The sequence below is a fragment of the Pseudoalteromonas sp. NZS100_1 genome (assembly GCF_015864285.1).
GTDB classification, from domain to species: domain Bacteria; phylum Pseudomonadota; class Gammaproteobacteria; order Enterobacterales; family Alteromonadaceae; genus Pseudoalteromonas; species Pseudoalteromonas arctica.
This window is the reverse complement of the sequence record NZ_JADYXN010000010.1, coordinates 37,171-51,168: the sequence shown is the minus strand read 5'-3', so window position 1 is coordinate 51,168 and position 13,998 is coordinate 37,171. Positions and strand designations below refer to the sequence as shown.

Here is a 13,998-nt window from a genome sequence, read left to right as displayed (position 1 = left end):
TATCTAGTTATCTAGTTATTTGAATATTTAGTTATGTAAATTTTATCGATTCTAAATTTAATGATATTTAAGGGCCAGCTTTAAAAGCTGGCCCTTTATTTTAAAGCTCGAACGGTGCTACACCGACCGCTTTCATTTTATATCCTACCTGTGCGATTTCGCCCGACCATGTTTCTGTACTTATGACTCCAGTTACAACAATTGCGTCGTATAGGCTATCTATTGGTACTCCACCTTTAATTGTTACATGGACTATTTGATTTGGCGGTGGTGGTGGTACGTGTATACAGGCGCCAAAATAAGGGACGAGTAAAAACTCGGTAATGACTTCGCTATCGCCCTCAAGTGGCACAACAAAACCTGGCAAACTCACCGATTGCCCATCAAGTGCTTTTACTACTGGTGCATCTAAATCGGGTTGCACCCAGTTTTGATCGCTACCTTCGTGATTAGCTTGTGCTTGAGTGTCTATTTGCACGTGGTTTTTAGGGATTAAGTCTTCCCAAAAAATTTCTTTTGGTGGATTAGCATAACTCGCTACACTTATAAATAATAAGCCAATAGCAGCAATGTACTGAAAAGCTGTTTTAAAAAATGTCATAAAATCCCTAAAAATTATGCTTTTATACTCATACCATCGCTGAGTGAATAAAAATAAGCGCGAGTAGCGGGTATTAAGCCAATAATAAAACCGGCTGCCATAATAACGCCGATTAAGCCCAGTTCATAGTAAGAGAGTATTGTGATATTTACGCTTATACCGGCATGACTTTGTAAGTAACCGCCGGCTGAAAAAATAGCTAAATAGTAAAGCACACTACCTGCTAGGCAACCAAGTAAAGTGGTCAGTAGTGACTCAATACTTATAAGTGTAAATAAATGCCAAGGGCGAGCGCCTACCGAACGTAATATAGCAAGTTCGCGACGACGCTGACTCAGGTTTGCGAGCAATGTCGTTAGCATGCCAAGTAGGCTAATTAACACGACAACAGCTGAGAATAGCAAAAGTATTTTTTCTACTATGGCGAGCATTTCCCATAACTCTTTAAGTGTTACGGTTGGCATAATGCCAAGCAGGGCTTCTTGCTTATATTGATTTATATTGCGCCTAATTTGTAGTGTGTATAAAGGCGAATTAAACCCCATTAAAAATGCCGTAATTTGTTTAGGATGACCTGTTAAATCATTATGCTTTTCGTGTTCAGCGTGTTCAGCGTGTTCAGCGTGTTCAGCGTGTTCAGCGTGAACTGGACTTGATCCGCCGTGAATTAAATCTATTGCAGCTAAAGGTATATGTAATGTTTTATCAACAGGCGTGCCTGTTGGATTTAAAATACCGACGATTTTAAATGGGTTGTCGTCATGATGATGAAAGCTGGTGTTCCCCATACCGTGCGATATAACAATAGAGTCGTTAAGTTTATAACCTAATTTATTAGCGACTTCACTACCTAGCACCACTTCGTTAATTGCAGCAAAAGGGTGGCCTTTATTAAAGGTTAAATTTTGTTTTTTTGCAAAGCGATAATGGCTAAAATAATCAAGTGTTGTGCCTAGTACCGCTTGGCCTTTATGGCTGTCGCCTAGGCTTATAGGTATGCTCCATTTTACGCCTCGCTGACTGGTTATGTATTCATAACTTTTCCAGCTTACGCCGTTATTAGTATGGCCGATTCTAAATACTGACGAAAGCAGCAACTGTATGTCGCCGGTACGTGCACCAACAATTAAATCAGTGCCCGAAATAGTATTACTAAAACTACTTTTAGCATCAATTCGTACACGTTCAATACTTAAAAGTAGCATTACACTAATTGCGATAGTAAATAATGTAAGCAGTACACTTGCGCGGCGGTTTAATAAGCTTTTGTAAGCAAGTTTAGCGAGAATCATACTTGTTCCTGCAAGCTTATAAGGTCAATGGAGCGGTCAAATAAAGGCTTTAGTGTTTCATCGTGGCTCACAAATACCAGCGTACTATTAGATAACGTTGCCTGCTCAAACAGTAGGTTTATAAAGCTTTCACGGTTATTTGTATCGAGTGCAGATGTGGGCTCATCAGCAATTATTAATTCAGGGCTGCCTATAAATGCACGAGCGGCAGCAACGCGCTGTTGCTGTCCAATACTAAGCTCTGCTACATCCTTATGATGGTACTGCGCAGTAAGGCCTAAAGCATTTAATAATCGTATGGCTTCTTGTTGTAATGCAGAGTTTTTATTTGATGACTGTTTTAATATTTTTTGTTTGCGGCTTTTTGAAAACTCACACCCAAGCGTTATATTTTCAATAGGTGTTAAATAAGGGAGTAAGTTAAAGTTTTGAAAAATGTAGCCAATATGATCTGCTCTAAACGCATCACGGGTAGTATTGCTTAATGTAGTTAGATTTTGGTCTAAAATTGATACCTCACCGCTAGTGGCTGTATTAATGCCAGCAAGAATCGCTAATAATGTCGATTTACCTGAGCCACTAGGACCGTGTAAAAAAATATGCTCACCTTTTTCGATAACTAACTCTTTTATGTTGAGCGTGGGTGAGTTATCGCTTTTATGCCACTTAAAAGTTACATTTTTTAGGTTGATCATTACTTTATTTTACCATTTCCAATAATTGAGGTTTCTGCGCGTTTTAAATTGCCTAATAATATTAAATGGCTTAGGTTTTAGCTTATCTTCACTTAATAAAAACTCATTTGTTGCAGCAACTACGCGTTCACTCGACTGCCCATCAGTATATGGATGAAGCTCTTGGCAATAGTTTTCAATATTTTTCATAAGTGTTTTAGGGTACGTGAAAGCCTGCTCTAAGGCTTCTTCAACTTTATTAGGGTCTGTTACATTAAGTAGGTGTTCCTCAGGAGCATTATTACAAAAGGTGACCACAGGTTTTCGTTGGACTAAAAACATTAAAAGTACTGATGATGTATCGCATAACATAACATCGGCTGATTTTAATAAAGGGACTACGTCGTCGGTCTCAATAAACGTTAAATTTTGATTGCTTAATGCCTTATATTTGCTCACCAATTCAGTTGGCATTTTTGGATGAAATTGCATTAAAATTCGCCATTTTCCGGTTTCACTAAAATGTTTTATTTGCTCATATAGCTTTGGTGCAAGCGATAGTCGCTTTGAAAATGTAGAGCAGATTAATAAGGTTAGTCGGGTGTCTGATTTATTTGTATAAGGCGTTTCGGTGATGCCATCAAATAATCGGTCAAGAGGAGGCCAGCCAGTTTCTGTTACCTTGAAATAGCCTAGTTTTCTTTGTAAGGCTTTAAATGGGATTGTTGTATTTGGGCCTTGTGTACAATACAGATCGAAACAACCTCTAGCTTTAAGATGATCGTTATTCCCTTTTTTATCTAGCTTACCTGCATCAAAGCCATGAAACACACCTACTTTGATACCAGGGAAAAAAGTGGGTATTAAATTAGCCGGTGCAAACGTTGCATCGGGTTTCCATTCGTGAATATCTTCTATTGTATTAAGCCGTTTTTCTTCTTTTTTTAAAAAATTAGGATTGACTGCCAAACCTTGTAAAAACCAGCGCACTTCACCACCATGAGCTAATATTGCAGCCTGAATAGGCCTCAAAATAGCATATGAATAATTTTGAGAAATATACATCAAGTATTTTTTATTTTTAGTGGCAGTTAAGTAGTTCAAGCTATCTCCTCAGGCTGGTTGGCACATTAAGTTTACCCCATTGCGACTCGCTTATAAATATATGCCTTTATTTGTTTTAAGCATCCGATTGAGCTTTGAGGTTGGCTAGATTATTATACAGCCCATATAACCCCATACCATACTTTGCTCAAAGAGCATCCCTAACCCCGGAGATAGCATGACTAGCTATAAAGTTTTAGACGTAAACGATGATTTACCCATTCGTACCAAAGGTGAAGTACACAGCGGTAAAGTTCGTTCGGTTTATTGGTTAACTGATGAAGACAGCGCACGATTAATTAAAGACAAAGGCTACCAAGTACCGACAGGTACTGAGCTTGCGATTATGGTTATTTCAGACCGAATTTCTGCATTTGATTGCATTTGGCAAGGCGAAAATGGTTTAAATGGCGTACCAGGTAAAGGTATAGCGTTAAACTCAGTGGCAGCCCATTGGTTTAAGTTATTTGATAAGGCAGGCCTTGCGGGGAATCATATTGTTGATATTCCGCATCCGTATGTGTGGATTGTACGCAAAGCCAGTACAGTAAAAGTAGAGGCAATTGCTCGCCAATATATTACGGGTAGCATGTGGCGCGATTACGCCAAAGGCATACGTAACTTTTGTGGTATTGACTTGCCAGAGGATTTAAAAGCGAACCAAAAGCTTGATAACGTTTTAATTACGCCATCAACAAAAGGTATTATTGAAGGCGTTGCCGATATTCCGGCCGTTGATGATGTAAATATTACTCGCGCTAACATTACTAATAACTTAGATGTATTTAACTTTAAATCGGCAGATGATGTAACAAAATACGAAAAACTGTTAGTTGAAGGTTTTAAATTAATTAGTGATGAACTTGCTAAGCTTGACCAGATTTTTGTAGATACAAAATTTGAGTTTGGTTATGTAGAGGATTTAAATGGCGCACAGCAACTTATTTATATTGATGAAGTAGGCACGCCAGATTCATCGCGTATTTGGGATGAAGCTGCATACAAAAACGGTAAAATTGTTGAAAACTCTAAAGAAGGCTTTCGCCAATTACTTATTAATAATGTGCCAGAGAGCGACGTATTATTAAATAAAGATCGCATGAGTGAGCGTGAGCAGTTAGCAAAAGATTATATTTTACCTGAATCAGTAATGCTTGAAGTGTCAAATACCTATGTTGGCATAGCGAGTAAAATTGTAGGTAAAGATATTGTGATCCCTGAGAATCCTCGCCAAGAAGTAATTACTATTTTAGATAACGATTACGGATTAATTGTTAAATAGCAGCACTTAAGTGCTAACAAAGCCAGTAACTAAGTCTTTATTTTTAGTTACTGGGCTATAATTCTTGCAATTAGTGCTCGTCTCTAATTAACTTAACCTAACATTAATATTTAGGTGTTGTTATGTTTGAGCGGGCATTGCAAAAATTTGTAAAAAGCAGTTACTTTTTAGCTATAGGTTTGTTTTTTAGTCAGTTTGCTTTAAGTGCTAATATTGAATTAGTAATAGAAGATCAACACGGCCAAAAGTTATCAGGTGCAGTGGTTGAGCTTAATATTGCTGACAAACAAGCCACACCATCAAATTTGCCCATTGCTATAATGGATCAAGTCCATAAGCAGTTTTTACCCGAATTATTAGTTGTACAACAGGGTCAAAAAGTTAACTTTCCTAACAGCGATAATATTCGCCATCATGTTTATTCTTTTTCACAAGCTAAGCCTTTTCAACTAAGATTATATTCAGGGCAACCAAAAGAGCCCATTACGTTTGAGCAACAAGGGGTTGTTGTTTTAGGGTGTAATATTCATGACTCTATGGTTGGCTATATCTATGTAGCGAGTAGTGAATCCGTATATAAAACAGATAAAAAAGGCTATGTTAGTTTGCCTATTAATACGCTGCCTGCACAAGTGAGTGTGTGGCACCCTTTACAAACAGCGCCATTGGAGAATAAAAAAATGATAACAATTAGTTCTCAAAAACAGTTACAGATAACAGTAAACACATCGACCCCAGCACCTAGAAATACCTTTGGTAGTAAGTTTAAGGCTGGTAATGACTAATAGTTTACGAAATCGCATAACCATTTTATGTGTTGGCTTAGTGTTATTAACCACTATGGTCAGCTTGTTTAGTTTTTGGTGGTCTACGAGTAAGTTTCAAGAAGAAAAAGTAAATCAAGACATTACCGTAGCGCAAAATGTTTATAAGCAATATTTAAAATCAAAAGAAAGCCTACTACTAACCGCAGCAAAAGTACTCACCTCCGACTTTGGTTTTAAGCAAGCTGTAGCAACGCGGGATGCCGGGACAATAAGCAGTGTGCTGTTTAATCATAGCCAACGTATTGATGCCGAATTAATGCTGCTACTTGATTTATCGGGTAGGCTAATTTCCGCCAATACTAACGAAGACGCTTTTGCACATAACTTAAAGCCGTTAATGGAAGAGCTTTTAAGTGCGCCAGAAGAGTCTAGTTTTGTGGTGCTAAATAACGAGCTTTACCAAATTATTTTATTACCCGTAAGAGCGCCACGTACAGTGGCCTATAGTTTGGTGGGTTTTAAAATTGATGACAATGTAGCCCATGAACTAAAAAGCTTAACAGGCATGGATGTGAGCTTTATAGGTAGCGCTGACGATATTGTTATTAGTTCATTAGCTAATCGCCCTGAGCAATTTGAACCTGTTAGCTATTTTAGTACCGTAACCACATCGCGTTTTTTTGGTGAGTATTTGGTGTATCGTAACCGAGATATAGATTTACCATCGTTGTTGACCCATCCTATAATTATTTTACTGAGCGCCGATTTAACACAAAGTTATAGTGACTTCGAAAAACTTCTTTTTACACTTATTATTTTAGCTATTTTAACTATGTTTGTAGGTGTTATTACGAGCAGCATATTTGCAAATAACTTAACTACGCCACTTACTCAACTAGCTGTAATAGCAAGGCAATTTGCACAAGGTAATTATGCTTTTGAATTTAAAGGGCGAAGGCAAAGTACCGAAATAGACACGCTAGTCGCAGCGTTTGATAGCATGGGTAATGATATTAATCAGCGCGAGCAACAAATTAGCTTTCAAGCCAGACACGACTCCCTAACAGGCTTTTATAACCGCTCAGCCATGCTTGAGGTGCTTGATGAAGAGTTAGATTCATCAGCCGAGTACACGCTCGTTGCAATAGACATCAAAGGTCTTCGCCATATAAACGATAAGCTCGGTCCGCGCATTGGTGATGACTGCCTAAAGGCGGTTGCTTGCAGGATAAGTGAGTTTTCGGATGAGTTAGGGGGCTTTCATGCTCGTATTGGCGGCGATGAGTTTTTAACTGTGTTTCCGACTGCGGCAGCGCGCGAACACAAAAGCGGTATTGTTGGCTTAATGGCACAATTACAAGCGTGCTACACCATTCAAAAACTAAAAATTAACTTACGCTTTAGTGCGGGCATTGTGCAGTATCCTACGCAAGGAATTGCAAGTGATGACTTAATGCGCCGCGTGCTAATTGCTGTTGAAAGTGCTGCAAACACACAAGAGAGCATACATTATTATCAAAATGGTGAAGACGAGGCGCACTTAGAGCGCTTAATAATGCTTGATGAATTAAAGCAGGCTATTAGTGATGATGATGGTCAGTTATTTATGACCTATCAGCCAAAATTACACATGAAAACGCAAAAAATAGATAAAGTTGAGTCGCTTATTCGCTGGCAGCGAAAAGATGGTAGCTGGGTTAATCCTGAACTGTTTATTGACTTGGCTGAGCAGTCGGGCCTTATTGTTGAACTTACAGGGTGGGTTGTTAATACGGTTGTAGCACAAGTAGCTGATTGGCAGTTTAAAAATATAAACTTACAGGCTGCAATAAATGTATCTGCGCAAGATATAGCATTTCCGGGCTTTCATGCTGCATTAGTTCGTACGCTTAAAAAGTACAAAGTAGACCCTAAGCTGATCACTATTGAGCTTACTGAGCGCGATATGATCGAAAACGAAGAAAAAGGTATTAAAGCGCTCGAAAACCTAAAGGCAATTGGCGTTAAAATATCATTAGATGATTATGGTGTAGGGCAAACATCACTTGGTCGATTAAAAATGTTACCGATTGATGAGCTTAAGCTAGATAAGTGCTTTATCCTAAAACTTGATGAATCGCAAAAAGATCAATTTATAGTGCAATCATCAATTACGTTGGGGCATCAGCTAGGTTTCTCGGTTGTAGCTGAGGGGGTTGAAACACTTGGCTCATTAAATTTACTTAGAGGTATGCAGTGCGACCATGCACAAGGCTATTACTTAAGTAGGCCTTTAAAAGCAGAACTATTAGAAGAATGGCTGGAGGAATACTATGAAAAAAATTAAATACTTATTAGCAAGTTTGTTTTTAATAATTAGTGTACCGAGCATTGCAAGCAATGGAAAACTGCTAGCTACGCCGGGAGTTTCTCAAATTGAAGGCAGTGGCGGCGGTGGTATTGTACCGTGGGCACAACTTGCTGGGTACGCAAGTGATGATGAATTTTCGGTAAATGGCTTTTGTAGCCGCGCAGATGTAACCGACTACACACTTGACGTATGTGGTGCACAACTTAATTTATTTAATCGTGTTGAGCTTAGTTATGCCCAACAGCGCTTTGATGTACCAGCACTTGATGCTGAAATAGAGCAATCAATTACAGGTGCTAAAATACGTTTATATGGTGATATTGTTTACAGTGATTGGCCACAACTTAGCTTAGGTATTCAGCATAAATCACTGGATGATGGCAGTATTGCAACGCTTGTAGGCGCAGAAGATACCAGCGGCACTGACTACTACCTTGCTGCTAGTAAATTACATTTAGGGGCTATTGCTGGTTATAACTGGTTTTGGAACGTAACTACACGATACAGCGAAGCTAATCAACTTGGTTTGCTTGGCTACGGTGGAGAAAATGGTAGTGGTAAAGTGCTATTTGAAGGCAGCACAGCTATATTTTTTAGTCGTGAAGTAGCCGTAGGTGTTGAGTATCGTCAAAAATCAAATAACTTAAACTTAGGCGAACAAGATTGGAAAGACTTATTTGTAGCATGGATGCCTAATAAGCACGTAAGTGTGACAGCGGCTTACCTTGATTTAGGAAGCATTGCAGGGGCTGACGATCAAACAGGTTGGTATTTATCGGTAACAGGGTATTGGTAATGAAAAGCGTTAGTATTTTTTTGATTTGTTTAGGGTTGCTTAGTGGGTGCGCGAACTCTACTAAGCTCTCACTTTATCAAAAGCTGGATGGTAAAGCGGGGATAGGCAGAATTATTGATAGCTTTATCTATCAAATAGGTAATGACGAGCAGATAATTCATTACTTTGAACACAGTAATATAGCGTACTTTCGCCAAGGGTTTATTACTCATATGTGCATGTTAGTAGAAGGCCCATGTACATACGATGGCGACTCTATGGTGGCTATTCATACTGGTATGCATATTACAGAGAAAGATTTTAATCATGTTGTTGATTTGCTTATAAATGCAATGAATGAGCAAAATATTAGCCATAGCTTACAAAACGATATTCTTTCTAGAATGGCGCCACTTCGTAGTGAAATTATAAAAATGTAATCACTTTGTTTTTGTTATGCTCCTTTCAAGGTAGAATATAAAGAAAAAATAATAGTGATCCTATATGAATATAATTTTTGATACACAAAGCCTTTACTATCTCCCTCAGTATATCCCTGTATATAAAGAATTATGTAGAAATGGCATCAAAAGTAAATTTGTATTTTATAAAAATAGCCATGAACATTTAATTCAGCGTGTTATAGATGACTATGACTTAGAGCACATCTGGGTTAACGAACAACAACAATCAATTGCTTATTACGAAAATGAAAAAGCTGATTGGGTTTTTTTTGCTAACTCTTTTTGTTACCTAGACCGCTTACATAAAGTATCTAAAAGCGCTCAGCTCGGACATGGAATAGGCCCTAAATCAAGTTACTATACTAAGTCTAGTCAAGCAATGACAGTTAGGTTTGTTGAAGGTCAGTACAGACTAAACCGTTTAAAATCAATGTATCCAAATGATGAATTTGTTGATGTAGGCTTTTGCAAATTAGACCCTATTTTCAATAAGGAAAAAATTGATGGCACGTTAGAATTAACTAACTTTGATAATAAAAAACAAACTATTTTATACGCTCCTACATTTTATCCAAGCAGCTTAGAGTTATTTCCTGAAAATTGGCCGGAACATTTTGGCGATTACAACATCTTAATAAAACCTCATTACTTTTCTATTAGTAAAGAGCGTTATAAAAAACACGTGAAATTGCTAGATCATTGGTCAACGTATCCCAATGTATATTTAGCAAAAGTAGAAGATTATTCGTTAGTGCCTTTTTTAGATAAAGCAGATTTATTGATTAGTGATGCATCATCAGCTTTATTTGAATTTGCTCTGTTAAACAAGCCGGTCATTTGGTGCGATTTTTTGAAGTTGCGTTGGGGATACAAAGGAATATTTTCATATCGTTTTAAAAAGCGAATGGATCAAGATTATGGTGAGTATGCGAATGTTGCTATACACGCCAAAAAATATAAAAACCTTAAAAAGTTAGTTGAACAACAACTGGCTGAACCAGAAAGCTTAGCTAATATTAGATTGTCTTTATCAGAAAAGTTAGCGGGTAAAATGGACGGTAAAGCAAGTAACAGAATTGTTCAATATTTAATAAAAAATAAATAACTATTACAAAAGTATTTGGATGTAATCGAACTACTAAAAGGATTTATAAACTCTAAATTATAATTGGGCTTTAGAAATGAAAAAAATTGGATATACAACGGGTGTTTTTGACTTATTCCACATAGGTCATTTAAATATTCTGAAAAGAGCCAAATTAGAGTGTGATTACTTAATTGTGGGTATTACTACCGATGAGTTAAGCAAGTCAGCTAAAAATAAAGAGCCAGTGATTCCTTTTCAGGAGCGTATGGAAATAGTTGAAGCAATAAAATTTGTTGATGAAGTTGTTCCCCAGGTTAACTATGACAAAGAAGAAGCCTGGAACAACTTAAAATTTGATAAAATGTTCGTGGGTGATGATTGGAAGGGCACCGATAAGTGGAACCAAATAGAAGCTGACTTTAAAAAGTTTAATGTTGAAATATGTTATTTCTCTTATACCTCTCATACATCTAGTACGAAATTAAGAAACGTATTAGACAAAATATGTAGTGCTAAATAATTAATGAAAAACCTAATTAGCTGTCAGCAATTACACGAGCAACTTAATAATCCTGCATTAGTGATATTTGATGCAGGTATGCTGCGCCCAGGTGTTTTGGGTACTTATTCGCCGCAAGCAATGCTGCCTAACGCTAAACGTTTTGACATAAAAAACGAATTGGCCGATAGATCAAATCCCTTACCAAGTATGGTATGCAGCGAGCAGCAGTTTACCCACATGATGCAAAATGCAGGTGTAAATAACGACTCGTTTATAGTTGTATACGAAGATGGCGGTTTATTTAGCGCAGCAAGAGCGTGGTGGATGTTTAAAGCTATGGGGCATCACAATGTTAAAGTACTCAGTGGTGGCCTTAAAAAGTGGTTAGAGAGCGATTACGCCACACAACAAGGTTATAGCAAAGCGTCAGGTAAAGGTGATTTTACGGCAAACTATAACTCTGCGTATTTTATTAATAGCCAACAAGTGGTTGACGTAATCGATGAGCCCAGCACTGCATTGCTAGATGCACGTGCTTATAAGCGTTTTACAGGCGAAGAAAGTGAACCCCGAAAAGGTATGCGTAGCGGGCATATCCCAAATAGTCGCTCGTTACCTTTTATGAATTTACTCAATAAAGGTGAAGCAAAACCACTTACTGAAATTAAAGCGATATTTAATGACGTGGTTGATGATGCGCAGCAGCTACAATTTAGCTGTGGCTCAGGTATTACAGCCTGTGTTTTAGCGTTATTTGCTACCGAGTGTGGTTACAGTAATTTAAGCGTTTATGATGGTTCGTGGAGTGAGTGGGGCGCAAGTGATTCATTGCCCATCGCCACGGGAGAAAAGTAGACGTGTTGGATATGTAAAGCTTGCTCACGTTAAAAGCGCAGCGTCTCTAAACCTCTTTGTGAATAACAGTATTTAAAAATATTACTCACAAGGAGAAGTGAAAGAGAAGAAAATGAGAAGGTAAAACTAATGCTTACTCTAAAAGCGCAGCGCCTCTAAACCTCTTTGTGAATAACAGTATTTAAAAATATTACTCACAAGAAAAAGTGAAAGAGAAGAAAATGAGAAGGTAAAAACCAATGTTTGCTCGTATTTGTATTAAATGGTTTTTACTTTCTAAAACCATAAGGGCAGTTTTTACAACCATTTTTGCAGCACGAACCACGCTTTAAAAAAAACCACTTACTAAATATCATGTAACCACTTTGCATGGTGTAGTCGAGGCCTTCAATTAAATTTTCGTTACCTCTAAATTGTTTTGCAAAGTCTATTTGGGTTTTAATAGGTTGTGTATAAACACCCTCTAAAAAAGTATTTATTTTATTAAGCGTGCACTTGCGGCATAAACAACTTGTTGCTGTGATATCAAGCGGTAAAATAGCCGGCAGCTCATTGCACCAACACGCTGATATATCGTCTACATTACACGTTAGAGTACTGTGGCATTGAGTGCAGTTAAGTTCAGTCATTATAATTCTTTTTAGTAACAGTGAGCCAAGAATAACAAATATTATGAATACACAAAAAGCATTAGCTGAATTTATTACATTTGGTGAGCAAAGGGACGAAGCTATATCGGTTATCGTTTCAAGCCCTGCTGATAGCAATAAAACTCATTATACTCTCTCAACCGAGGTTTTAATTGATGTACTTAAGCGCTGTTTAAGTGACGAAATAGACTTAGATGATTTAGAGCTTTGGGCAAACGTAATTGAATCGCGAGATGACATTGATTGTGCAGAGCACGAAGGTTTTATTTATGCACTCAGTAATAGTGAGCAAATGGGGGAGCTTAACCATCAAAAGATTGAGCAAATAGTTGCGTTAGTAAAAATTTGATTTGTTTAAAAAGCGAGGTGTAAAACCTCACCTACAATATATGCAACCCTGTAGGTGCGAATTTATTTCGCGCTCATGTAGCGTGGCTTTGGTGGTTAAAAAGCGAGGTGTAAAACCTCACCTACAAAAAAACCGCATTTCAATTGAATGCGGTTTTTTAAATTGAAGACAATCGTTTTAAGCGATTATTTATGATATCCCAAGCACGTTTCGACTTCGTTTTTAGAACCTAAAATAACGGCTACACGCTGGTGGATTGCATCAGGCTGAATATCCATAATACGCTCGGTACCGGTTGATGCGATACCGCCAGCTTGCTCTACTAACATAGCCATTGGATTTGCTTCGTAAAGTAGGCGTAATTTATTTGGCTTTTTAGGATCTTTAGTGTCACTAGGGTAAGTAAATAAACCACCACGGCTAAGTACACGATGCACATCGCCCACCATTGCTGCAATCCAGCGCATATTAAAGTTTTTAGCGCGCGGGCCTGTATCACCTGCTAGCAAATCATCGATGTAGTTTTGCATAGCTGGTTGCCAATGGCGTTGGTTAGACGTATTAATGGCAAATTCGTTTGTATCAGCAGGAATATCAGCAAAATCTTGTGTAAGTAAAAAGCTGCCTTGTGTTTTATCAAGGGTAAACATACGCGTGCCTTTACCTGTAGTCAGCGCAAGCATTGTTGACGGGCCGTAAAGTACGTAACCTGCTGCAACTTGCTTATGACCTGGCTGCATAAAAATGCTTTCGTCAGCGGCATCAGAACCTTCAGGCGCTTCCATAATAGAAAATATAGTACCGACAAGCGAGTTAATATCGGTATTTGACGAGCCATCCAATGGATCAAATGCCACTATAAATTTAGCGTCTGGGTTACCTGCTACTGTGTAGTCTTCTTCTTCAGAGGCGATTGCTTTAACCGTACCTGATTCCAGTAAAATATCTTTTAACAGCTGATTAGATAATACATCGAGCTTTTTTTGAGTTTCACCTTGAATGTTTTCATCAAGGGTTGAGCCCAATACGCCAGAAAGCGCGCCTTGACCAACGCGAAACGAAATTTCTTTACATGCCGCTAAAATTGTTCGAATTAATGATAAAAGTTCTCTTGAACAACCATCTTCAAGTAATACTGGAGGGAGTCTACGCATTCTATTTTCCTGATAACGTGTTAAAACCAATCATAATGTGAGAGAGATTAGCTTAGAGCGCTGAAATTCGTCTTAAATAACTGTATTGTTTA

General features: G+C 37.9%; 15 protein-coding genes. 9 read left to right on the top strand and 6 right to left on the bottom strand.

Annotated features, from left to right (window positions below; genetic code table 11):
- Window positions 1-100: 100 nt before the first annotated feature.
- Genes I6F66_RS08900 through I6F66_RS08885 form a run of 4 tightly spaced genes read right to left on the bottom strand, consistent with a single transcriptional unit; the run spans window position 101 to window position 3,671 of the window.
- Window positions 101-601: a DUF3299 domain-containing protein gene (locus I6F66_RS08900; RefSeq protein WP_197209124.1), complete on the bottom strand. Its 501-nt coding sequence runs from the start codon at window positions 599-601 to the stop codon at window positions 101-103.
- A gap of 14 nt (window positions 602-615) precedes the next feature.
- Window positions 616-1,893, bottom strand: a complete 1,278-nt coding sequence (locus I6F66_RS08895; protein WP_197209123.1) for an ABC transporter permease — start codon at window positions 1,891-1,893, stop codon at window positions 616-618.
- The gene (locus I6F66_RS08890) at window positions 1,890-2,588 is read right to left on the bottom strand and encodes an ABC transporter ATP-binding protein (protein WP_197209122.1); all 699 of its coding nucleotides are present in this window, start codon (window positions 2,586-2,588) and stop codon (window positions 1,890-1,892) included. The genes I6F66_RS08895 and I6F66_RS08890 overlap by 4 nt, the downstream gene beginning before the upstream one ends.
- Before the next feature lie 9 nt (window positions 2,589-2,597).
- Window positions 2,598-3,671, bottom strand: a complete 1,074-nt coding sequence (locus I6F66_RS08885; RefSeq protein WP_197119669.1) for a CDP-glycerol glycerophosphotransferase family protein — start codon at window positions 3,669-3,671, stop codon at window positions 2,598-2,600.
- 178 nt (window positions 3,672-3,849) lie between these two features.
- Here I6F66_RS08885 and I6F66_RS08880 point away from each other — a divergent pair, with 178 nt between their 5' ends.
- The 8 genes from I6F66_RS08880 to I6F66_RS08845 all read left to right on the top strand — a co-directional run bounded on the left by I6F66_RS08880 (window position 3,850) and on the right by I6F66_RS08845 (window position 11,753).
- The gene (locus I6F66_RS08880; RefSeq protein WP_197140800.1) at window positions 3,850-4,953 is read left to right on the top strand and encodes a phosphoribosylaminoimidazolesuccinocarboxamide synthase; all 1,104 of its coding nucleotides are present in this window, start codon (window positions 3,850-3,852) and stop codon (window positions 4,951-4,953) included.
- A gap of 122 nt (window positions 4,954-5,075) precedes the next feature.
- Window positions 5,076-5,738, top strand: coding sequence for a methylamine utilization protein (locus tag I6F66_RS08875; RefSeq protein ID WP_165727175.1), 663 nt, complete (start codon window positions 5,076-5,078; stop codon window positions 5,736-5,738).
- Window positions 5,731-8,046, top strand: coding sequence for an EAL domain-containing protein (locus I6F66_RS08870; RefSeq protein WP_197140797.1), 2,316 nt, complete (start codon window positions 5,731-5,733; stop codon window positions 8,044-8,046). The genes I6F66_RS08875 and I6F66_RS08870 overlap by 8 nt, the downstream gene beginning before the upstream one ends.
- Window positions 8,033-8,866, top strand: coding sequence for a DUF3034 family protein (locus tag I6F66_RS08865; protein WP_024606990.1), 834 nt, complete (start codon window positions 8,033-8,035; stop codon window positions 8,864-8,866). The genes I6F66_RS08870 and I6F66_RS08865 overlap by 14 nt, the downstream gene beginning before the upstream one ends.
- Window positions 8,866-9,285, top strand: coding sequence for a group 1 truncated hemoglobin (locus I6F66_RS08860; protein WP_165727178.1), 420 nt, complete (start codon window positions 8,866-8,868; stop codon window positions 9,283-9,285). The genes I6F66_RS08865 and I6F66_RS08860 overlap by 1 nt, the downstream gene beginning before the upstream one ends.
- Before the next feature lie 64 nt (window positions 9,286-9,349).
- Complete coding sequence (locus I6F66_RS08855; protein WP_165727179.1) at window positions 9,350-10,414, top strand: CDP-glycerol glycerophosphotransferase family protein; 1,065 nt, start codon at window positions 9,350-9,352, stop codon at window positions 10,412-10,414.
- Between the two features lie 76 nt (window positions 10,415-10,490).
- Window positions 10,491-10,916, top strand: a complete 426-nt coding sequence (locus I6F66_RS08850) for an adenylyltransferase/cytidyltransferase family protein (protein ID WP_004335499.1) — start codon at window positions 10,491-10,493, stop codon at window positions 10,914-10,916.
- 3 nt (window positions 10,917-10,919) lie between these two features.
- Window positions 10,920-11,753, top strand: a complete 834-nt coding sequence (locus I6F66_RS08845) for a sulfurtransferase (RefSeq protein WP_165740338.1) — start codon at window positions 10,920-10,922, stop codon at window positions 11,751-11,753.
- 269 nt (window positions 11,754-12,022) lie between these two features.
- Here I6F66_RS08845 and I6F66_RS08840 read toward each other — a convergent pair whose 3' ends face one another.
- Window positions 12,023-12,382, bottom strand: coding sequence for a DUF5522 domain-containing protein (locus I6F66_RS08840; protein WP_165735484.1), 360 nt, complete (start codon window positions 12,380-12,382; stop codon window positions 12,023-12,025).
- Between the two features lie 43 nt (window positions 12,383-12,425).
- On the opposite strand from I6F66_RS08840, the gene I6F66_RS08835 reads away from it, so the two are divergent.
- Complete coding sequence (locus I6F66_RS08835; RefSeq protein ID WP_165727182.1) at window positions 12,426-12,752, top strand: hypothetical protein; 327 nt, start codon at window positions 12,426-12,428, stop codon at window positions 12,750-12,752.
- A 185-nt stretch (window positions 12,753-12,937) separates the two neighbouring features.
- Here the strand turns inward: I6F66_RS08835 and I6F66_RS08830 are convergent, their stop codons facing one another.
- Window positions 12,938-13,906, bottom strand: a complete 969-nt coding sequence (locus I6F66_RS08830) for a class 1 fructose-bisphosphatase (protein ID WP_024592826.1) — start codon at window positions 13,904-13,906, stop codon at window positions 12,938-12,940.
- Between the last annotated feature and the right edge of the window lie 92 nt (window positions 13,907-13,998).